The sequence below is a fragment of the Chromohalobacter marismortui genome (assembly GCF_004364315.1).
Lineage (GTDB): Bacteria > Pseudomonadota > Gammaproteobacteria > Pseudomonadales > Halomonadaceae > Chromohalobacter > Chromohalobacter marismortui.
Genome location: NZ_SOBR01000004.1, coordinates 227,147 through 246,742, shown reverse-complemented (window position 1 = coordinate 246,742; position 19,596 = coordinate 227,147). Strand labels below are relative to the sequence as shown.

At 60.4% G+C, this 19,596-nt stretch carries 18 protein-coding genes; 10 read left to right on the top strand and 8 right to left on the bottom strand.

Annotated features, from left to right (window positions below; translation table 11 throughout):
- Positions 1-28 precede the first annotated feature (28 nt).
- Complete coding sequence (locus C8E00_RS10450) at positions 29-790, top strand: SDR family NAD(P)-dependent oxidoreductase (protein WP_133697446.1); 762 nt, start codon at positions 29-31, stop codon at positions 788-790.
- Between the two features lie 95 nt (positions 791-885).
- Here C8E00_RS10450 and C8E00_RS10445 read toward each other — a convergent pair whose 3' ends face one another.
- Positions 886-2,055 carry a GGDEF domain-containing protein gene (locus C8E00_RS10445; protein ID WP_243833163.1) on the bottom strand — a complete coding sequence of 390 codons (1,170 nt, stop codon included), beginning with the start codon at positions 2,053-2,055 and terminating at the stop codon, positions 886-888.
- 538 nt (positions 2,056-2,593) lie between these two features.
- Positions 2,594-3,502 carry a LysR family transcriptional regulator gene (locus C8E00_RS10440; RefSeq protein ID WP_133697444.1) on the bottom strand — a complete coding sequence of 303 codons (909 nt, stop codon included), beginning with the start codon at positions 3,500-3,502 and terminating at the stop codon, positions 2,594-2,596.
- Between the two features lie 144 nt (positions 3,503-3,646).
- On the opposite strand from C8E00_RS10440, the gene C8E00_RS10435 reads away from it, so the two are divergent.
- The 4 genes from C8E00_RS10435 to C8E00_RS10420 all read left to right on the top strand — a co-directional run bounded on the left by C8E00_RS10435 (position 3,647) and on the right by C8E00_RS10420 (position 8,965).
- The gene (locus C8E00_RS10435) at positions 3,647-4,780 is read left to right on the top strand and encodes a 4-oxalomesaconate tautomerase (RefSeq protein WP_208291912.1); all 1,134 of its coding nucleotides are present in this window, start codon (positions 3,647-3,649) and stop codon (positions 4,778-4,780) included.
- 65 nt (positions 4,781-4,845) lie between these two features.
- A complete protein-coding gene (locus tag C8E00_RS10430; protein WP_133697443.1) occupies positions 4,846-5,964 on the top strand; it encodes a Bug family tripartite tricarboxylate transporter substrate binding protein in 1,119 nt (372 codons plus the stop codon).
- A gap of 83 nt (positions 5,965-6,047) precedes the next feature.
- Positions 6,048-7,997, top strand: a complete 1,950-nt coding sequence (locus C8E00_RS10425) for a tripartite tricarboxylate transporter permease (protein WP_133697442.1) — start codon at positions 6,048-6,050, stop codon at positions 7,995-7,997.
- A gap of 227 nt (positions 7,998-8,224) precedes the next feature.
- Entirely contained in the window at positions 8,225-8,965 is a 741-nt protein-coding gene (locus C8E00_RS10420; RefSeq protein ID WP_133697441.1) for a dienelactone hydrolase family protein, read from the top strand.
- Positions 8,966-9,664: 699 nt separating this feature from the next.
- Here C8E00_RS10420 and C8E00_RS10410 read toward each other — a convergent pair.
- Entirely contained in the window at positions 9,665-10,159 is a 495-nt protein-coding gene (locus C8E00_RS10410; RefSeq protein ID WP_133697439.1) for a TspO/MBR family protein, read from the bottom strand.
- A 342-nt stretch (positions 10,160-10,501) separates the two neighbouring features.
- On the opposite strand from C8E00_RS10410, the gene C8E00_RS10405 reads away from it, so the two are divergent.
- Positions 10,502-11,092 (top strand): manganese efflux pump MntP, encoded by a 591-nt coding sequence (locus C8E00_RS10405; protein WP_133697438.1) that lies wholly within the window; start codon positions 10,502-10,504, stop codon positions 11,090-11,092.
- A 132-nt stretch (positions 11,093-11,224) separates the two neighbouring features.
- Here C8E00_RS10405 and C8E00_RS10400 read toward each other — a convergent pair whose 3' ends face one another.
- Positions 11,225-13,267: a pyrroloquinoline quinone-dependent dehydrogenase gene (locus tag C8E00_RS10400; protein WP_133697437.1), complete on the bottom strand. Its 2,043-nt coding sequence runs from the start codon at positions 13,265-13,267 to the stop codon at positions 11,225-11,227.
- A gap of 11 nt (positions 13,268-13,278) precedes the next feature.
- Positions 13,279-13,644 (bottom strand): hypothetical protein, encoded by a 366-nt coding sequence (locus C8E00_RS10395; protein WP_133697436.1) that lies wholly within the window; start codon positions 13,642-13,644, stop codon positions 13,279-13,281.
- A 313-nt stretch (positions 13,645-13,957) separates the two neighbouring features.
- Here C8E00_RS10395 and C8E00_RS16620 point away from each other — a divergent pair, with 313 nt between their 5' ends.
- Both C8E00_RS16620 and arfB read left to right on the top strand, forming a co-directional pair.
- Entirely contained in the window at positions 13,958-14,131 is a 174-nt protein-coding gene (locus tag C8E00_RS16620) for a hypothetical protein (RefSeq protein WP_166638299.1), read from the top strand.
- A 92-nt stretch (positions 14,132-14,223) separates the two neighbouring features.
- Positions 14,224-14,637, top strand: coding sequence for an alternative ribosome rescue aminoacyl-tRNA hydrolase ArfB (arfB, locus tag C8E00_RS10390; RefSeq protein WP_133697435.1), 414 nt, complete (start codon positions 14,224-14,226; stop codon positions 14,635-14,637).
- Between the two features lie 16 nt (positions 14,638-14,653).
- Here arfB and C8E00_RS10385 read toward each other — a convergent pair whose 3' ends face one another.
- Positions 14,654-15,238 (bottom strand): gamma-glutamylcyclotransferase, encoded by a 585-nt coding sequence (locus C8E00_RS10385; protein ID WP_133697434.1) that lies wholly within the window; start codon positions 15,236-15,238, stop codon positions 14,654-14,656.
- Between the two features lie 209 nt (positions 15,239-15,447).
- On the opposite strand from C8E00_RS10385, the gene C8E00_RS10380 reads away from it, so the two are divergent.
- Positions 15,448-16,323 (top strand): DMT family transporter, encoded by an 876-nt coding sequence (locus tag C8E00_RS10380; RefSeq protein ID WP_133697433.1) that lies wholly within the window; start codon positions 15,448-15,450, stop codon positions 16,321-16,323.
- 113 nt (positions 16,324-16,436) lie between these two features.
- On the top strand, positions 16,437-17,726 hold the full coding sequence (locus C8E00_RS10375; protein ID WP_133697432.1) for a methyl-accepting chemotaxis protein: 1,290 nt from the start codon (positions 16,437-16,439) through the stop codon (positions 17,724-17,726).
- 366 nt (positions 17,727-18,092) lie between these two features.
- On the opposite strand, the gene C8E00_RS10370 is transcribed toward C8E00_RS10375, so the two are convergent.
- A complete protein-coding gene (locus C8E00_RS10370) occupies positions 18,093-18,779 on the bottom strand; it encodes a DJ-1/PfpI family protein (RefSeq protein ID WP_133697431.1) in 687 nt (228 codons plus the stop codon).
- Positions 18,780-18,910: 131 nt separating this feature from the next.
- Positions 18,911-19,543, bottom strand: a complete 633-nt coding sequence (locus C8E00_RS10365; protein ID WP_133697430.1) for a peroxiredoxin — start codon at positions 19,541-19,543, stop codon at positions 18,911-18,913.
- Between the last annotated feature and the right edge of the window lie 53 nt (positions 19,544-19,596).

Sequence of the window (19,596 nt, the reverse complement as noted above, 5' to 3'; positions counted from 1 at the left end):
CTCATTTCCACAACTGGAGGAACCCCTCATGACGGATTGTGTCTTTATCACCGGTGCGACGTCCGGTTTCGGCCGCGCCGCTGCGCATCGTTTCGCCGCCGCCGGTTGGTCGCTGGTGCTCACCGGGCGGCGTCTCGAACGCTTGGAAGCCTTGAAGGAAGCGCTGCAAGACCAGGTGCCGGTGCATATCGTCGTCCTCGACGTGCGCGACAGCGATGCCGTGGATGCCGCCGTGGCCGCGCTGCCGGAAGGCTTCACGCGGGTGCGCACGCTGCTCAACAACGCCGGCCTCGCGTTGGCGCCGCAGTCTGCCCAACACACCGACCGGGGCGACTGGCACACCATGATCGACACCAACGTCACGGGGCTGGTCAACGTCACCCATGCGTTGCTGCCCACGCTGATCGACGTCGGCGAGGGCGCCACCATCGTCAATGTCGGCTCCATCGCCGGCCAATGGCCGTACCCTGGCAGCCACGTCTATGGCGCTTCCAAGGCCTTCGTCCAACAGTTCAGTTACAACCTGCGCTGCGATCTGCTCGGCACCGGCGTGCGCGTGACCGACCTCTCCCCTGGCATCGCCGAGACCGAATTCACCCTCGTGCGTACCGGCGGCGACCAAGCCGCCTCCAACGCGCTGTACAGCGGGACCACTGCACTCACCGCGGAAGACATCGCCGAGCAGATGTTCTACATCGCCACGCTTCCCTCGCATATCAACTTCAATCGACTGGAAGTCATGCCCACGCGCCAAGCCTGGTCCGCCTTCGCCATCGATTACGATGAGTGAGAAGGAATACAGGTGCCATGCCCCGGCCGTGAGAGCGGGATGGAGAGGGATGTCAGCCTAGAGCAGGCCTTCAACCTCTTGATGACCGCTACCTATCAGCATGAATCGCGACTCATCTCTACCCGGTTCCTGCCATTGCGCTTGCCAACGTATAGCGTCTGATCCGCTCGCGTGATCAAGGACTCGAGGTCGCCCTCTTCAGGGTGCGCTAAAGCGATACCGATGGTGACGCTCAGGCACAGCCCGCTCATTCCTTCCTTTAACGGAAGCGTGGCGACCTCCTTCTTCAAGCGTTCCGCCACGATTTGAGCGTCCTTGGGACTGGTGTCTGGCAGGGCTACCACGAACTCTTCACCTCCGAAACGCCCTATTACATCAGTGGGGCGGAGAGATTGCGCACAAACCTCCGCGATCTTGGTCAGAACCCAATCTCCATGAGTGTGCCCCCAGGTATCGTTGATGCTCTTGAAATGATCCACATCGATCATGAAAAGACTGAACGGCACTTTTTCCAATCGCGAGCGCTGTAATAGCGCCTTGGCCCGCTTCATGAAGTGGCTGCGACTATCGAGTCCCGTCAGGGCATCTCGCTCGGCGACCATGCGCAACTGTGCTTCCAATGATTTTCGATGCGCTATTTCCTTGAGCAGAAGGCGATTTTGATCACGCTCTTCTTGAAGCAGCGCAAATTGCTTGCGCTGCAGGATCTCCAGGCGCAGCAAGGCACAGAAGCCCACGACATTCGTCATGATCAATAGCAGCGCTATGCGAAGTGTCACCACCGGTGCAATCTCCGCGAACAGCACCGCAGAAACTAGAAAGCCCATGCTCAAATAGAGGCTCGCGAACATCGCCACTATCAGTAGATTGGGGATCAGGAGGTAGAACGCCATGGTGGCTACCACCACGGCTGTTACCTGAGTGAAGAGGCTTTCGGGGCGCAAGGGAACGATTAAAATGATGCCTGTCGCAAGTATCCAGAGCGGTAGAGCGTGCAGCCAGGCTTTACGGGAATAGCAGCCCCAGCGTCCGATAATGAACGCCAGGAAAAGACAGAGGCTCACCACCACGATGCGCATGGTGACCAGTAGATAATATTCCCTGCTCAAACCGAGAAGGTGGTAGTCAGTAATAGCAAACATCCCAAAGATCAAGGACACCAAGACCAATGAAAGGCAGGATTCAAACCGCACTCTCGTCTTGATGGACTTGCGATACATCGATTCCCGGCTATGTTCGCCGAACTGGCCGGTAAACCAATGCACATGATGCTGCGTTTTTAATGATGACAAAGCTCCATGGCCTCACTATTTGACCAGCGGTTTGCCGCTTCTCGATTATCCTCGAACGCCGACTGCCAGGCTGCGATTGCGATATTTCCTCATGGTTCTTAAGTTTGGAGCATCGCCGAGTTCTTCCCTTCCGCAGCTGGCTCCAGCGGAGCCCGGGGCTTGATGACGATCCCCTGTAGCCATTGCTGCTACGTATCGCGTCGAGTCGTTATTGTAACCTACTGTGAAAAACGGGCCTTTGCCACCGCTTTGGTGGGTATCAGCATTCGGCGTGCTGTGGTTCGGGCACGTCTACGAACCTTTTCAAGGAGCCGACGAAGCGAGCCAAGCCTGGTCCGCCTTCGTCATCGATTACGATGAGTGAGAGGGAATAAAGGCGCCATGCCTCGGCCGTGCGGTCGGGAGAATGAGCCTAGGGCGAGGGCACGCTGGACAGGATCGAGCCTCTACACGAATCGCCGGTATCCGTCGGATAGAAGAGGGCTATCAGTCGTCTGCATTTCGAGATATTTCAGGTGCAGTTGGAGTTGCCCCAACGCTCGAGCAGCATGTCGATAAACAGCTGGGCCGTGCTGGAAATGTTGTGTGAGTTGCTTCTTACCAGACCGATCGTGCGTTGAATGCGAGGGTGGGGAAGCTCACGAGCGCAAAGCATGTCATGGTCCGCGCCCGGCATGGTCATGCGAGGCAAGATAGCCACTCCCAGTCCTGACTCGACCAGACCCAGCGAAGTGGAAAGATGCTGGACTTCGTAGAAGCTGTTCAGCCGAATGCCTTCCGCCGAGAGGGTGTTGTCCAGCAGGATCCGATTGCCACTGTCCCGGCTCACCGTGATCAATCTGACCTGTTCAAGATCCGACCATTCGATCCTTGGCTTATCGACAAGAGGATGGTCCGAACGTAGCGCCAGGACGAAAGGATCTTTCAGCAGTGGAGTGAAGGAGACTTCCGGACTCTGGGCGCTGAACATGTTGATACCGAAGTCGGCTTCGCCGCTGATCACCTTCTCCAGCCCTTCCTTGGCACTCACGTCGAGTATTCGAATGCGGATGCCCGGCCAGGCTTCGCTGAATCCACGAATCACACTGGGCAGGAAATAGAACGCCGCGGTGGGGATGCAGGCAATGGTGACCGTGCCCTTCTGATGCGTGGCCAGCTCACGAATGCCCAGGATCGATGATTCGTATTCCTCGATCATGCGTCTTGCCCGGGGCAGGAAGTCCGTGCCGATGGGGGTCAGCCGCGTTCGTCGGGTCGTGCGTTCCAGCAACTCGATTTCCAGGAGTTCCTCGAGCTTCTGAATGCGTCGAGACAGCGCCGGCTGAGAGAGATGGAGGCGTTGCGCGGCTTCGTGGAAGGAGCCTAACTCTGCGACCAGGATAAAGGCTTGTAAATCCAGAAATTCCAGGCGATGTAGCATGTCGTTTTTCTTGCATGGGATGAAGTGTATTAATAACCATAGCACATTAATGTGTATTTCGAATTGATCGGTGTTTTCATTTGCATTTGAGGCATTAAAAATGCCCTGACATGCTCATATCACACCTTTTAAACGCGATATGGCATGACGATGATGAACAGCATTCCCTGCATGATCATGCGCGGTGGCACCTCCAGAGGCCCTTTCCTGCGCATGAGGGACCTTCCGGATAACCAGGCAGCGCAAGCCGAGATCCTGATCAGCCTGATGGGATCGGGCCATGCTCTGCAGGTCGATGGCATTGGAGGCGGCGACCCGCTGACCAGCAAGGTCGCCATTGTGGAGCGTTCAGCGCACCCCGAGGCGGATGTCGATTACCTGTTCGCGCAGGTCGATGTGCTCAATCGGCGTGTCGACTTCAACCCGAACTGCGGCAACATGCTCTCGGCCGTCGGTCCGTACGCCCTCGAAACGGGTCTGGTCGCGCTACAGGAGGGGATGACGACCGTTCGGGTGCGCAATCTCAACACCCAGCGGTTGATCGAGTGTCATGTGCCGACACCAGGGCGTCAGGTCGCTTACGAGGGCGATACGACGATCAGCGGCGTCCCCGGGCGTGCCGCCGGTATCCAGCTCAGCTTCTTGGACATCACCGGTACAAAGACGGGCGCACTGCTGCCGACCGGGAACGCCGTCGACAGGATAGATGACATCGAGGTTACCTGTCTGGATGCCGCCACGCCCATCATGATGGTCAATGCGGCTGAGCTGGGGCTCAGTGGCCGGGAGTCTCCCGCTGCACTGGACGCTCATCCTGCCATGCTCGAGCGGCTGGAATCGGTTCGTCGCGAGGCGGGGCTGCGCATGGGGCTGGGGGATGTCAGCCAGAGTGTCTTGCCCAAGCCGGTGCTGGTGTCGGCACCGTTCGACGACGACAGTACGTTGTGCACTCGCTATTTCGTGCCTCATCGCTGTCACAAGGCCATTGCCGTCACGGGCGCCATCGCGGTGGCCACGGCTGTCAGTGTGCCTGGCACCGTGGCCAACCGGATCGCGGTGGAGGCGGGAAAACTGGCGGCCGATGGTCAGCTGTCGCAGGTAAGGCTGGAACATCCTTCTGGATTCATCGATCTGGATGTCGAACGCCGAAATGGAAATCCCGTCGACATTGCCCGCGTTTCCCTCATTCGTACCGCCAGAAAGATCATGAGCGGGACCATTTTCTACTCACTTCCCTCGGCTCCCGGTCAGGATATGCTGACGTCGAGAGCCAGTTAAATCCTGGCATCCGCTGGGATGACCGTCATCAACCATGACAACTACAACACACCAGGAGTAACGCCATGCTAACCAACAAAACTGCAACTGCTTGCCTTGCGCTCGGGCGACTCAAGAAAGCGGTCCTGCTAGGGGGCGCGATTGCGGGGCTAGGACTGACGACAGCCGTTCAGGCGCAAGACGTCGAGGTGCCGGGCAACATCAAATGGACCATTCCCTTTGGCGTCGGCGGGGGGACAGACGTCTGGGCGCGATTTTTCTCTCCTTGGTTCAGCGAGTCTTTGCCAGGAGAGCCGACCATCATGATCGACAATGTGCCGGGTGGCGGCTCGATCAACGGTGCCAACCTGTTCGCCGTACGTGCCAAGGCGGATGGTAGTCATTGGCTGGGAACCTCGGCCTCGACGCAGTATCCCGTCATGCTCGATGATCCCCGTGTGCGCTATGACTACAGTGATTGGACGCCGATCCTGGCCACACCGACAGGGGGAGTGGTCTATGTCCAGCCCAGTCTCGGGGAGACGTCCGATAAGGCGTTGAATGCCCTGTTGAAGAAGCCGGTCCAAATGGCGGCGCAGAATCCCACCGGCGTCGAGCTGCCGGTATTGATCGCGCTGGACATGTTGGGGGCCGACGTACAGGCCGTTTTCGGCATGCGCAGCCGGGGTGAGGCCCGCCTGGCATTCGAGCGCGGTGAAGCGGACATCGGCTTCCAGACGACTTCCGCTTACCTGAGTAACGTCGAGCCGCTGGTGGAGGCCGGCAAGGCGGTGCCGCTCTTTTCACTCGGGGTGCTGAACGACGAAGGCAAGATCGTTCGTGACCCGGCGTTCCCGGATCTGCCCACCTTCAACGAGATCTATCGACAGGTCCATGGCGAGGCTCCCACGGGCAATGCGTTTGAGGCGTTCCGCAAGTTCTTTGCCTCCGGCTATGCCTTGCAGAAGCTGATCATGGTGCCGAAGGACACCCCGCAAGCCCTGGTCGACACCTATCGCCAGGCGGCTCGTGACTTCGTGCATACCCAAGCGTTCAAAGAGAAGGCCGCTGCCCAGTTGGGTCCCTACACGCCGGTCATCGGTGACACTGTCAAACGCCACCTCGATGATGCCATGTCCATTGATGATGCCACGCGCGACTGGCTGGCCGACTGGCTGCAGTCGGAGCACGGCGCCAAAATCTGACGCGCAGTGGGATGTGCCGGCCCGATGGGGCCGGCAGCATCGGCTCCTCCTGATCACACAATATAAGACAAGAGCCATACGCCATGCTCGATATCCTTCTCTCCAGTCTGGGGCAGCTCTTCACTCTGTCTCATCTGCTTTTCATGGTGCTGGGCGTGCTGGTCGGCCTCGTGGTCGGCATCATTCCCGGTCTCGGGGGCATCGCCGGCATGTCGCTGCTGTTGCCCTTTCTTTACGGCATGGAGCCGTCCGTGGCCCTTGGTATGTTGATGGGTCTGGTCGCCGTGATTCCCACCGGTGATACCTTCGCCTCGGTGCTGTTGGGTATTCCCGGCTCCAGCGCTTCCCAGGCCACCGTCATCGATGGCTTCTCGCTGGCCAAGCGCGGCCAGGCGGCACGCGCGCTGTCGAGCGCCTTCCTGTGCTCGATGATCGGGGGCGTGATTGGTGCCGTGGTACTCACGGGTTTCATCCTCATCGCTCGTCCGCTGGTGCTGTCGTTTTCGTCCTCCGAGCTGTTCATGCTGACCCTGCTTGGTCTTTCGATGGTGGCCGTGCTCTCAGGGCGTGACCTTTTCAAGGGACTGGCTGCCTGTGGTCTGGGTCTTCTGGTGGGTACCATCGGCATGGCGCCGGCTACCGGCGAGTTCCGCATGAACTTCGGGCTCAATTATCTCTACGATGGACTGCCATTGGTCGTGGTGGGGTTAGGGATTTTCGCCATCCCGGAGATTGTCGACCTGCTGGTCAAGCGTGGCGCCATCGCCGGCGAGTCCACCCGGCTCGGCAAAGGATGGCGTCAAGGCATTCAGGATGTCGGCAAGAATCGTGGGCTGGTCGCGCGTTGTGCTGCCATGGGCAGCCTGATCGGCACGATTCCTGGCCTGGCCGGCTCGGTGGTCGACTGGCTCACTTATGGTCATGCGATGCAGAGCGCCAAGGACAAGTCCGAGTTCGGCAAGGGCGATATCCGTGGTGTCATCGCGCCCGAATCCGCCAACAATGCCTGTGCCTGCGGCGCCATGGTGCCGACTCTGCTGTTCGGTGTGCCCGGCTCAGGTTCGGCCGCGGTCTTTCTGGGTGGAATGTTGTTGCTCGGGTTGCAGCCCGGCGTCGGCATGATCGAAACTCACCTCGACCTGACGTACACCATCATCTGGTCGCTGGCGCTGGCCAACATCCTGGGGGCCGGGCTCTGCCTGGTGCTGGCTCGCCCCGTGGCCAACCTGACCCGGGTCCCCTTCGCCACGTTGGCGCCATTGATCACGGTGCTGATCATGTTCGCCGCCTTCCAGGCTACTCGCGCCTCCGGTGATCTCATCGCGCTGGGGATCGTTGGTGTCATCGGGGTGTTGTTCAATCAGGCGGGTTGGTCTCGTCCGGCTTTCCTGATCGGCTTCGTACTGGCGCCGGGTGCCGAGTCCTATTTTTATCAGGCGGTCCAATTCCAAGGCATGGGTGCGCTCCTTCGTCCAGGCGTGTTGGTCATCGGTACCCTGATTCTCGCTGCTATGTTCATCCCCATGTTGCGTTCGCTGTGGAGCAAGCGTCGCCAGGCCACCTCGGTCGGCGCCGCATCCACTGCCCGCAACGAAGTCCCCACTCTGGGTGTCATCGACGTGGCGCTCTTCGCTGCCTTGCTGGGTATAGCTGTCGTTGCCTGGATCGATGTGTCCGACCTGACTTTGCTCGGTGGCATCATGCCCCGACTGGCGATCGCGATCCTCGCCATTTCCTGCCTGATGGAGATTGCTCGTTGCCTGATACGCCGTCCCCAGTGGCAGCCTCAAGCCATCGGACTGCAGGGGCTTTGGCTGGCAGGCTTCTTTGCCCTGGTGGGAGCCATACTGCTGCTGGGCTTCATCACTGCCGCGACATTGTTCAGCCTCGTATTCCTGCTGGCCATCGCGCGTCTCAAGCCATGGGTGGCGGTTGTCATGTCGCTTGGCGTCACGGCTTTCTTGATGGGCATGGCCGAGTTCCTGACCCTTACCTATCCGAGAGGGCTGGTCGATCCTTTGCTGTTCGTTTGAAGCGGTCCTCTCATGCACGTGCCGCGGGTCAACGGTCTGGCCCGCGCCGCCAATGAAAGGGGGCGTCATGAATCGCGTGCCTGGCGGAGTTTTCCCATGGGGCGGGAACGGGCGAAGGCAGGCCGGATGATCGACAGCGTGGTGGCGCCATGGCCTCGTCAACCGGGGTGGTCTGCGGTTAGATTCATGTCTCATGACATTGACCACTGAAAACCCGGAGCTCAGCCATGCCCCGTGCTATCGAAATTCCCGCCGTCGACGGCACCATCGATGCATATGTCTTCACGCCAGAGCACGCCGACGGCCCTCTTCCGGCCGTGGTGCTGTTTACCGATATCGGTGGCTTGCGCCCCTGCTATCACGAGAAAGCCCAGCGCATCGCCAATGACGGCTATGCTGTGCTGATGCCCAACGTCTACTATCGCGATGCAAGCGGACAGATCGTGCCGGAGGGCAAGTCCTTCCGCGATCCGGATGTGCGACCGACGTTGCTCGAGTATGCCGGGCACCTCACGCCCGAGACACAATCCCGCGACTTCGTCGCCCTGCTGAACGGTATCGACAACGCGGGAGAGTTCGCGGACGGCAAGATCGGCGTGGTCGGTTATTGCATGACGGGCGCTTTTGCGCTGCGCATGGCGGCCGAGCACGCCGACCGTGTGGCGGCTGTGGCCGGTTTCCATTCGGCAAGACTGGCCGAGGCGAATGACCCGAACAGTCTCGTGAACGTCGTTGGCGCTATCGAAGGGCGGGTCTATTTCGGCCACGCCGACCAGGACGAACTGCTGCCTCCGGAGCAGATCGCCCGCCTGGACGAAGCGCTCGCCGCGGCTGGCACGCATTTCACCACCGAACTCTACAAGGGCGCAGCCCACGGCTTCACGGCCAAGGACGCCCCTTCCTACGATGCCGCCGCCGACGCCCTGCACCACAAGCGATTATCCCAGCTCCTGGAAGAAACGCTGTAACGGTGCCTCGCGTCTTCGAGAGTCCCAACAGGTTTTGATAGCCCAAAAGGCGCATGAATTTGACGTTGTCCGAGACGCAGTAGCCACACTCGCATCCAGTACCACATAGGCTTTTTTAAATATCGATTAAAGTTTGGATGGTCGGTGCCGGTGGGTGTTTCATCGAAGCGAAAGCGGGGTGCGTTTGACATTTGATCTGGAGGTAGTCCAAGCCATGCACCGAGCATATCAGCTCGGTGCAGTGGTCCCTGGTTAGTGACAGTGATAAGGCTTGGAACCTGCGTGACAACCATTTTCGTCAGTTCCACCGGAGTGGGCATGGGCGACGCCAACGATCATCATTGAAGCGAAAAGGAATGCTATTAGCTTTTTCATAGAAGCCTCTTTTGTTGGAGGGACCTGCCTAGTACTTTTCCCTGGTATTGAAACACCCAACTTCCCTCTGGGCGTTATCTGCTCCTTATCGCGGCCTGTCTTCTCCATTTTGGTATAGTCCCGCCCTTGACCTTTTTTAACCTAACTATACCTAGCGATACATTCACTGTAGCAAAGGCGCATGAAAAAGCCACGTCGCTGAATATTTAGCGACGTGGCGTTGTGTCATTGCACGGTCATGCCCGATTCCGTACAAGAGATAAAGTAGACTGTCGCATGAGGCAGAACGCAAGGTCCTGCCTCAATGACGGCTATATCTTCCCCTCACAGCAACTGCGGGTTGAGCTGCCAGACGGTGTAGGTCAGCGCCGTGGCCAGCGAGACCCAGGCGAGGTAGGGCACCAGCAGCAGCCCGGCCAACGGGCGCACGCGCCAGAAGGCGATGAGCGTGGCGAGGATCATGCCCCACAGCAGGATGACCTCGACGAAGGCCAATGCCCCCAGGTGCCAGACGAAGAACAGCCAGCTCCACAGTGCATTGATAGCGAGATGCACGATGAACAGCGTCAGTACGCCTTGGTGCCGACGCCAGCCGCCTTCCCGCCAGACCAGCCAGGCGGCAATGCCCATCAACGCGAAGAGCGTCGTCCACACCGGCCCGAAGGCGCCGGCGGGAGGGGCCCAACTGGGCTGTGTGAGTTCGGCGTAGAACTGTGTGGCATCCACCGAGGCAATGGCGCCGATACCGGCGGTGATGAAGCTGACTACCAGCCAGCCGATGAGGCCGAGAACCTGTTGCCGAGTCGAAAACGTCTGCATGGCGCTATCCCTTTGCCCGTCTAAACGTCTCTCAGCGTGTGCGATATGACGATGATATGCCAAGCGTTTTTCAGTGAGCGCGCTGAAACGTCGCAGCGTGTTCGCTTTTCCTTATAACACGCAAGGGATTGTTAAACCCTGGTTATTCATTCGAAGCATGCTCGCAGAGTATTAACCCTCACGATACTGATCAATCCTGGTTAATTTTTGCTTTATTTTCAGATAGTTATTGTTATACGGGGGTGTCGGGTATAGGCTGTGTGAAAAGTTGACAAAAATAATCAGGTTTTGGGGAGTGGGGATGCGCTATCAGCATCGCCAGTTGTGTATTTTGGAGATCACATGAATCCTGCATCGTTGATTTTGCTGGCATTCGCCATGTCGACCGATGCCTTCGCCGCTTCCGTTGGCCGGGGCGCCGAGCTGAGCAAGGTGCGTTTCATCAGCGCGTTGCGCATAGGCATTGTGTTTGGCGTGGTGGAGGCGATCATGCCGCTGGTGGGCTGGGCGCTCGGCCACGTCGCGATGCGTTTCGTCTCCGGCATCGACCACTGGATTGCCTTCACCATGCTGGCGATGTTGGGCGGGCACATGATCTGGGAAGGATTCAAGAAAGGCGGTGCCGAGGCGATAAAAGTCGCCGGCGCTGAGCATGAAGGCAAGTCTATCGGGCTGATCGCGTTCACGGCCTTGGCCACCAGCATCGATGCCATGGCCGTGGGGATTACGCTTGCACTGACGGATATCAATATCGTCGTGGCCTCTCTGGCCATCGGTCTGGCGACGACCTTGATGGTCACCATCGGCACGCTGCTCGGCCGTGCCATCGGCACTATCGTCGGCAAGTGGGCCGAGATGCTGGGCGGCCTGATTCTGATCGCCATCGGCTTTGCCGTGCTCTATGAACACTTGGCCGTCGTACCTGCGCCGTGAATGCGGCCATTGCCTGCTCATTGCAAAGCCGCCGGACAATGAAACGGGGTGGACCCATGGGCCCACCCCGTTTGCTTTCTACATTGCGACTTAACGGCTGGCTGCCGCTGATTGACGGCTAGCCGTTGGACGTTATTCGCTATCGTCTTGCGGTAGCGCGTAGGCGACGATCTGATCACCGACTTGATCCTTGAGGATCGAGTTGCCGCCGGCGATGAAGACGACGTATTCGCGACCTTTATATTCGTAGACGGCGGGGTTGGCGACGGCAGGGGCTTCTGCCTGGTCTTCCCACAGTTCTTTACCCGTCTCGAGCGAATAGGCGCGCAGTTTGGCGTCCATGGAGGCACCGATGAAAATCACGTTGCCTGCGGTGACCGCCGGGCCGCCAATGGTGGGCGAGCCCCAGCTTTCGGGCATGAAAAAGCCGTACTGCTGTGAGGCACCAAGGGGGCGGCGCCATTTCACGTCACCCGTATGCATGTCCAGCGCGACGAGCTCGCCGAAGGGGGGCTTCCAGCACGGCATGCCGAGCCAGTTGCGTGCGACCTTGAGGCGCATGCCGTAGGGAGCGCCTTTCTGTGGCGAGAAGCCGACCTCGTTGCCGGAGCCGGTGTCGGCCTTCTGATAGGCCTCACGGCCATAGAGTTTCACGTACTGCACGATGTGCGAGGTGTTGACGATGGCCGTCTGGCTCTGCGGGTCATAGGCGACACCGCCCCATTGCACGCCACCGGCGCTGTCGGGATAGGTCAGGGTACCTTCGCCTTTGGTGGTGGGCGGTGTGTACATGCCTTCGTACCACAGCTTGTCCCAAAGGGCTGAGCATTGACCGAAGCCAACGGCATCGGCGAGCCCCCAGATTTCCGGCTTTTCGGACTGATCGAGCAGCGGCGCGGGCTTGGTCGGGAACGGCTGAGTGGCGGCCAGCTTCTCGCCCTTGACCGAGCCGTCGCCCTGCGGAACCGGGCGCTCTTCGATCGGCCAGACGTCTTCACCGGTCAGGCGATTGACCACGAACAAAAAGCCCATCTTGGTGGCCTGCACCAGGGCCGGGATTTCTTCGCCATCCACGGTAATGTCCATCAGCGTGGGGGCGGAGTTGATGTCATAGTCCCAGACATCATGGTGAACCCACTGGCGAGACCAGACGACCTCGCCGGTATCGACGTCAAGCGCGGTTGTCGAGGTCGCCATCGGCGCTTTCTCGGTACGGTTACCGCCCCAATAGTTGGGTGACGGCGAGGAGACCGGCAGGTAGACGAGGCCGTTTTCCTCGTCGGCGGACATATGCGTCCACACGTTGGCGGTACCGCTTCGTTCACGCATGTCCTTGGGCAGCGCGTGGAAAGTCCACTCGCGCTCGCCGGTGCGGGCATTGATGGAGAACACGGTGCCGGGAGGCGCTTGCTCGAAGGCCCAATCGTTACCCGCCCAGCCGAGGATCAGGTGATCGCCGACGACGGTCGGTGGCTGCAATACCGATAGGGGCCATTTGTCGTTGGTGTCGTTCCATTGGTTGACGTTGAGCACGCCGTTATTGGCGAAGTTGCTGCACTTCTTGCCGGTATTGGCATCGACGGCGAAGAGCTGTGCGTCCATGGTGCCCAAGTAAACGATTTTCTGGCAGGCCTTGCCTTCCACCGGGTTTTCCGCTTCCCAGTAGGCGACGCCGCGGCTCTTGAGCGCGGGCTGCGTCAGCGCCTCGAGCTTGGAGTTCGTATCGAAGCTCCATTTCTGCTCACCGGTGGCGGGGTCCAGCGCGAGGATACGGTAGAACGGCGTGCCGATGTAGAGCGTGTCGTTGGCGAAGATCGGCGTTGCGGACCATACGGTGGGCGGAAGCTTGCCCGAGCCATCGGACACATCGCCGGTATGCACTTCCCAGGCCTTCTTCAAGTCATCGACGTTGTCGGCATTGATCTGGTCGAGAGGACTGTATTTCTGTGCGTTGAGCTGACCGTGGAAGCTATCCCAGGTCGGCGTGCCGGGGACCAGCGGGACCGACTCGGACGACGCTTGTGTGGATGACGCTGACGACGGTGCGCTCTCTGGTGCGCTCGAGGCGTCTTGGTCGGCGTTTTGATCCTGTGCCAAAAGCGGCAACGGCGTCAGGAAAAGCGCCAACGCCGTGGCCGTGCCGAGGCGTTGCGCGGTGGTTCTCAATGTCGGCATGGGGCGGCTCCTTATGTGTGGGCGGGACGGACGGTGCGGTTCGCGAGGGCCATATCGAGAATCAGCCCGATCAGACCGACCCCCATGGCTACGCAGATCCACCATTGATGCAGGAGGAGTGCCGCGAAGAAAGTACCGGCAAGGCCCAACAAGATCAGCACGCGCCACGCGTTGCGCGCGGCGTTCCCTTTCAGTGCGGGCAAGATGAGCGCCATGACGGCCAAGGCGATATTGGCCAGGATGGCGACAAGCGCACCAAGTGTGCCGTTGACCCCGGTCAGCGGGGTGACATAGGCATAGAGTGCGATGGCAGCACCGACAAGCGAAGCGACCAGCAGCACGATGGCGCCCAATCTTTGCGAACGAGATTGTGGCATGGCGTTGTTGTCTCCTTGTGGGACATAAATGATCACCTAGCTCCTGTTTCGCCGCCTCACGGCTGTGGGTGAAACGGCGGAGCCGTGGCTACGTCTTTAGTAGTAGGCCACAGGGGTATTTTAGTAAAAAATTCAGGACAAGGGTGGTCTTGGCGACAAAATAGTTTATCGGCTAACGATATGCGCGTCGCATGCTATATGAGTGTGGCAAAAAATAATGCTGAACACAGGGGGCTTGACGTCGGCGAACTCTTTTAGCATGCTAATAGTGTAATGCGACAAAACGCCGCATCACCATCATTCAGGAGTGATCATGAAAGCGCTCAATAAGCTGTTCTCGATGTTGGCAACCATCGTCGTCTCCGCCCTGCTGCCGTTTTCCCTGGTGGCGGAAAGCGAAGCCAATCAACATGTCAGCGTGCATAACGATACGGCAAACGTCTCCACCCTGAACGCTAAGCCGCGTCAGGACGACGCGTCCCTGTAAATCGCGCTGGGGTCTCATGGCGCGGACAATGATGTAGCCTATCGCGCATCATTCACGCGCTGTATGCGGCGCGCCATTCATGAGGTCACGTTATGCTGACGATATCCAATACGGTGACGCTCGCCGATTGGGAAATCGAGATTAGCCAGATCCGCGCGCAGGGAGCCGGCGGTCAGAACGTCAACAAGGTCGCTTCGGCCGTCCACCTGCGTTTCGATGTCCTCAAGTCAACACTGCCGCCGTTCTACAAGGAACGGCTGATGGCGTTGTCCGACCAGCGTATCAGCAAAGATGGCGTGATCATCATCAAGGCACAGCGGCACCGCACGCTCGAAGCCAACAAGGAAGAGGCGCTCGCGCGCCTGAAAGCACTGATTCAAGAGGCGGTGAAGCAGCACAAGGCGCGCCGCCCCACCCAGCCATCCAAGGGCGCGAAGCGACGTCGCGTCGACAAGAAAACCCGCAAGGGCAGGACCAAGGCCTTGCGTGGCAAGGTGGAGGTGTGACCCCGAACGGGCCATCTCATGCCGGCTGAGTAGGCAGCGCGAGCAGTTCGTGCTCCAGGGCGAAGATATGCGGATCGTCGTGGCCCATCTCGCGCAGGGCGTGGGCCAGGTTGAGCAGGTAATCGCGATTGGGGCCGCTGGGGCCTTGGGATTCGGCGATCTGCCGGGCGATCTCGGCGTTCGGCGCCGGCCCCAGAAAGGCGGCATTGTCCTCGCTGGCGAGGTAGACCAGACCTTCGTGGCTTTCCGCACGCTCGGTGTCGTCGAAGTGCAAGGGCGTGACCACGCGCAGGTAGCCGTTTTTCTCGCGTACATCCAGCGGGCCGAGCACGTCCTGGGTGATACGGTAGGCCATGCCATGGCATACCGCGCCGGGCGACTCGGTCAACGTGGCGACGCGTCCCGGCGCCTCGGGTGTGCCGCGATGGTCGTGCGAGCCCTGCCAGAAACGTCGTTCCCAGCCGATGATATGCGCAGGCCGACTCTCCAGAAAATTGAAATCCGCCTTCCAGATCAGCGAACCATAGCCGAACAGCCAGATCGCTTCATGATCGTTGAAATGCGTCATTTGCTGATTGATCGCGGTGGTATCGAGCGTCATGACTCTCTTGCGTACGTCGAGTGAATGAACGGGACCTGTCCCCGATTATGCACGTTTTGGCGTCGATATGCGGCATACCTCTTTTTGCACCATCGCGGTGCGCACTCGATTCGGCTATGCTCAAGGGCCGATGCTTCGGGCCGTTTCCATTACACGTAGCGGGGCGCATTGCGATAGGCGCCGCGTGGCCTTTCTTCATGGAGGTGGGTATGTCGCCGTCCCTGCTGGGAATCTTGATCATGTGCGCCGGGGTGTTGTGCCTCGCGCTGGGCGATGCGATTTCCAAGTGGCTAGGCGCCACCTACGATCCGATTCAGATCATCTTCTTCCGCACCTTGGTCTCGCTGCCGTTGATCGCGCTGCTGGCACGTTTCAACGGTGGCTGGCAAAAGCTCAAGACCCGGCGCCCGGGCGTGCATCTCATGCGTGGGTTGATCTTCGCCGGCACCATGTTCTGCTTCGTCACCGGCCTGACCCTGTTGCCGCTGGCGGAAACCACGGCCATTGCCTTCGCCGCGCCGTTGTTCGTGACACTGCTGTCCGGCCCGCTGCTCAAGGAGCGTGTCGAACGCTTGCCGTTCATCGCCTCGCTGGTCGGCTTCGCCGGTGTTCTGGTGGTGGTGCGTCCGGGAGCAGCGGGTTTCCAGTGGGGGGCGTTGATCGTCGTCGGCGCGGCGGTGTGCTATGCCCTGATGATGATCACCGCGCGACGCTATGGCGGCAAGGAGAGCCTGTGGGCGATGGTCTTCTACGCCACGCTGGTGCCCTTGATCGTCAGCGCTCTGCTGTTGCCCAACGTCTGGAAGATGCCCGAAGGCCTGGCGTGGCTGGGCTTTATCGGCTCCGGGATTTTCGGCGTGGGCGCGGTGTCATGCATCACCCTGGCATTTCGCTACGCCCCGGCGGCACTGGCGGCGCCGTTCGATTACACCGCCATGGTCTGGGCCGTACTCTTGGGCTGGTGGTTGTGGGATGAGGTGCCGGATGTCTGGGTGTTCGTCGGCGCCGCCGTGATCATCGGCAGCGGCGTCGCCATTGCCTTGTATGAACGGCAGGTGGCGATCAAGGCGCGGCCGACGACCTGACCCTGAAGGCTCTGTGCCGGCGAATCCTCATGTAGTTGACGTACATCAAGGTACGCAATTCGTGCGCTGTCACAGTGGTGGATGATTTTCGACCATTCAGGGGCAGGGAACTCATGTTGATGTCGCTCATGCGCCGTTTCTCGGTGCGCGTTCGCATGGTGGGAGCGATCGTCGTCGTTTTGGCGTTGCTGGGCGTGTTAGGTGGTACCGGGGTGTGGGGCATATACCGCCTGTACGACGCCAGCCTGGGCCTGTTGGATCAAGGGCTCGTGCAGGAGACCCAGGCCGGTGTGATGGCCGCGCGACTGGCCGAGGTAGCGCAAGGCTCGCTGTTGTTGTTCCTGGTCGCCGGCTTGGTGACGATTCTGGTCGTGGCACCGCTGACCTGGCTCAACATGCGGGCGATCTGTGCGCCGGTACGCGAGGCCAAGGAGTACGCGACCGCCATTGCCGGGGGCGACCTCACTCAGCCGATCGCCTGCCAGGGGCGTGATGAAATCAGCGAGCTGCAGGAGGCCCTGGGCACCATGCAGACGGGCCTCGGCGGCATGGTCGCTCAGGTGCGCGACGCCAGCGACAGCGTCGCCATCGCCAGCGAGGAAATCGCCCTGGGCAATCAGGACCTCGCCACGCGCACCGAACAATCGGTGGGCAACCTGCAGCAGAGTGTGGCCTCCATCGCCCAGTTGACCGAGAGCATCCAGCAGACTGCGCAGGCCGCGCAGCGAGCCGACGAGCTGGCCACGCATACCGCCGAGGCGGCCGTGCGCGGTGGTGAAGCGGTGAAGGACGTGGTCGCGCGCATGCATGCCATCGCCGAAGCGGAACGGCGTATCGGCGACATCGTCGGACTAATCGACGACATCGCCTTTCAGACCAACCTGCTGGCCCTGAACGCCTCGGTCGAAGCCGCCCGTGCGGGAGGCCAGGGCCGAGGTTTCGCCGTGGTCGCCAGCGAAGTACGCAATCTCGCGGGACGTTCCGCCACGGCGGCCAACGAGATCAAGACGCTGATTCGCGATAGCGGCGAAACGGTGGCTGCCGGCGTGAGCCAGGCCGAGGCCACGGGAACGACCATCGAGGAGATCGTCGCCGGGGTGCAACGGGTCAGTGGTGCGATCAGCGAGATCAGCAGCGCCGCCGGTGAGCAGTCCAGTGGTATCGAGCAGGTCAACCATGCGGTGGAGCGCATCGATCGCATGATCCAGCAGAACGCGGCTTTGGTCGAGCAGTCCGCGACCGCGGCGGCCTCGCTGCGTAATCAGTCGTCCCGACTGGCCAATGTGGTGCACCGCTTTCGCCTCATGGAAGCGTCGCAGGAGACGCCCACGTCGCGTGACGCCGAGCCTCTCCGTGCCTTGCCCGCGAGTCATGAGGCCGAGGCGCACGCCGTCTGGGCGTGAGATTGGCCGCGTCGCGGTGCCCGCGGCGCGGACTTGCATCAGAGATGTTTCATTGAAACTTGTCGGTTATGCTCAAGTTCGCGCTTGGGATGTCGATAATGCCTCTAGTTGACAGGCCCAGGGCGATACCGCATCGCCTGCTTTGTCGTCAACATTCCTTAACATCCTTCTGATTAACTCGTCGTACTCCCTCCCCATGAGACGCCGAGCCGGGTACGACGATGCGGATCAAGACCTCGTTCAAGATAGCGATCTTGTTATTGTTCGTTGCTTATCGAGCAGCGAGCCTGGTGCGTGTGATTCGTAGGGCACGGCGTGTGTCGGCCGAACGTCGCTCGCCCGTGGTCTAGAGCCTCGCGCTCGGCATCACACGGTCAGGTGCGTGGCGATGCGTTCGGCCTGTCGATACCGAGCTGCCTGCATGTCCGCCATGCCGTCGAGCACATGCGCATGCACGGACGCCGGTGCGGTCTCCGGACGCCCGGCATCGAAGGGCGGCTCGGGTGCATATTCCAGTGTCAGTTGCGCCGCCTGGGCGGTTTCGTCACCCAGCAGCTCGGCGATGACCGTCAGCGCCAGGTCGATGCCGGCCGTGACGCCTCCGCCCGTGATGAGGTTGCCGTCCCGCACGATGCGTCCTGCATCGGGCAGGGCGCCGAAGAGTGGCAGCATGTCCCGCCAGGCCCAGTGACAGGCCGCATGTCTCTCCTGCAGCAGGCCGGCCGCGCCCAGGATCAATGAGCCGGTGCAGACCGACGTCAGGTACTGTGAGGTACCGGCGAGCCGCTGAATGGCGTGCAGGAATCGTGCATCCTCCGCGGCATCGAGGCACCCCAGCCCGCCCGGTACGCACAGCACGTCGCATGCTTCGATAGCGTCCAGGTCGGTCAGGTTGGCGAAGGTCAGTCCCTGGGCCTCCACCGGCAGACCGCCGACGGAGGCGACCACGACCTCGGCCTGGGGCACACGCGAGAAGAATTGATGAGGTCCGGTGAAGTCCAGCTGCGTGACGCCAGGGTAGATCGGTATCACGATATGTATTGTCGACGCCATGGCGTTATCCGTAGGCAAGGGGTGTCTCATACAGCATAGCGTGAATGAAACAAATCGCCCGTGGTCCAGGCCACGGGCGATGAGGTCATGGCGCCGGATGGCGCCTGACGAAGCGGATCATGGGCAGCAGGTCATTTCTGCAGCTTGACCATGCGCAGGTACGGCTTCTTCTCGTCCCAACCCTGCGGGAAGAGTCCCTTGGCCGTCTCGTTGTCGACCGAGGGGACGATGATGCAGTCGTCGCCATCGGTCCAGTTCACCGGCGTGGCGACCTTCTGGCTGTCGGTCAACTGAAGGCTGTCCAGCACACGCAGAATCTCCGCGAAGTTGCGACCGGTGCTGGCCGGGTAGGTCAGCGTCAGGCGCACTTTCTTGCTGGGGTCGATGATGAAGACGCTACGCACCGTCAGGGTGTCGTTGGCGTTGGGGTGAATCATTCCATACAGCGAGCTGACCTTGCGGTCGGCGTCCGCCAGCAGCGGAAAGTTCAGGCCATGGCCCTGGGTTTCCTTGATGTCGCCTTCCCACGCCTTGTGATCGTCCAGCGGGTCGACGGAGAGCCCGATGGCCTTGGCGTTACGCTTTTCGAACTCCGGCTTCAGGCGCGATACCTCGCCGAGCTCGGTGGTGCATACCGGCGTGAAGTCCTTGGGATGCGAGAACAGGATGACCCAGTTGTCGCCGGCCCATTCATGGAAGTTGATCGTACCGTCGGTGCTGTCCTGGGTGAAATCCGGGGCAATATCGCCGAGTTGTAGTGCCATGGCATCCTCCTATCACTGATTGGCGAAGCGTTGAGCATCGCATCACGAACCAG

Excerpts from the sequence above, each read along its gene's own strand:
- C8E00_RS10450 (WP_133697446.1), top strand. The coding sequence starts at position 29 with ATGACGGATTGTGTCTTTATCACCGGTGCGACGTCCGGTTTCGGCCGC.
- C8E00_RS10440 (WP_133697444.1), bottom strand. The coding sequence starts at position 3,502 with ATGCTACATCGCCTGGAATTTCTGGATTTACAAGCCTTTATCCTGGTC.
- C8E00_RS10435 (WP_208291912.1), top strand. The coding sequence starts at position 3,647 with ATGACGATGATGAACAGCATTCCCTGCATGATCATGCGCGGTGGCACC.
- C8E00_RS10430 (WP_133697443.1), top strand. The coding sequence starts at position 4,846 with ATGCTAACCAACAAAACTGCAACTGCTTGCCTTGCGCTCGGGCGACTC.
- C8E00_RS10425 (WP_133697442.1), top strand. The coding sequence starts at position 6,048 with ATGCTCGATATCCTTCTCTCCAGTCTGGGGCAGCTCTTCACTCTGTCT.
- C8E00_RS10420 (WP_133697441.1), top strand. The coding sequence starts at position 8,225 with ATGCCCCGTGCTATCGAAATTCCCGCCGTCGACGGCACCATCGATGCA.
- C8E00_RS10410 (WP_133697439.1), bottom strand. The coding sequence starts at position 10,159 with ATGCAGACGTTTTCGACTCGGCAACAGGTTCTCGGCCTCATCGGCTGG.
- C8E00_RS10405 (WP_133697438.1), top strand. The coding sequence starts at position 10,502 with ATGAATCCTGCATCGTTGATTTTGCTGGCATTCGCCATGTCGACCGAT.
- C8E00_RS10400 (WP_133697437.1), bottom strand. The coding sequence starts at position 13,267 with ATGCCGACATTGAGAACCACCGCGCAACGCCTCGGCACGGCCACGGCG.
- C8E00_RS10395 (WP_133697436.1), bottom strand. The coding sequence starts at position 13,644 with ATGCCACAATCTCGTTCGCAAAGATTGGGCGCCATCGTGCTGCTGGTC.
- C8E00_RS16620 (WP_166638299.1), top strand. The coding sequence starts at position 13,958 with ATGAAAGCGCTCAATAAGCTGTTCTCGATGTTGGCAACCATCGTCGTC.
- arfB (WP_133697435.1), top strand. The coding sequence starts at position 14,224 with ATGCTGACGATATCCAATACGGTGACGCTCGCCGATTGGGAAATCGAG.
- C8E00_RS10385 (WP_133697434.1), bottom strand. The coding sequence starts at position 15,238 with ATGACGCTCGATACCACCGCGATCAATCAGCAAATGACGCATTTCAAC.
- C8E00_RS10380 (WP_133697433.1), top strand. The coding sequence starts at position 15,448 with ATGTCGCCGTCCCTGCTGGGAATCTTGATCATGTGCGCCGGGGTGTTG.
- C8E00_RS10375 (WP_133697432.1), top strand. The coding sequence starts at position 16,437 with ATGTTGATGTCGCTCATGCGCCGTTTCTCGGTGCGCGTTCGCATGGTG.
- C8E00_RS10370 (WP_133697431.1), bottom strand. The coding sequence starts at position 18,779 with ATGGCGTCGACAATACATATCGTGATACCGATCTACCCTGGCGTCACG.
- C8E00_RS10365 (WP_133697430.1), bottom strand. The coding sequence starts at position 19,543 with ATGGCACTACAACTCGGCGATATTGCCCCGGATTTCACCCAGGACAGC.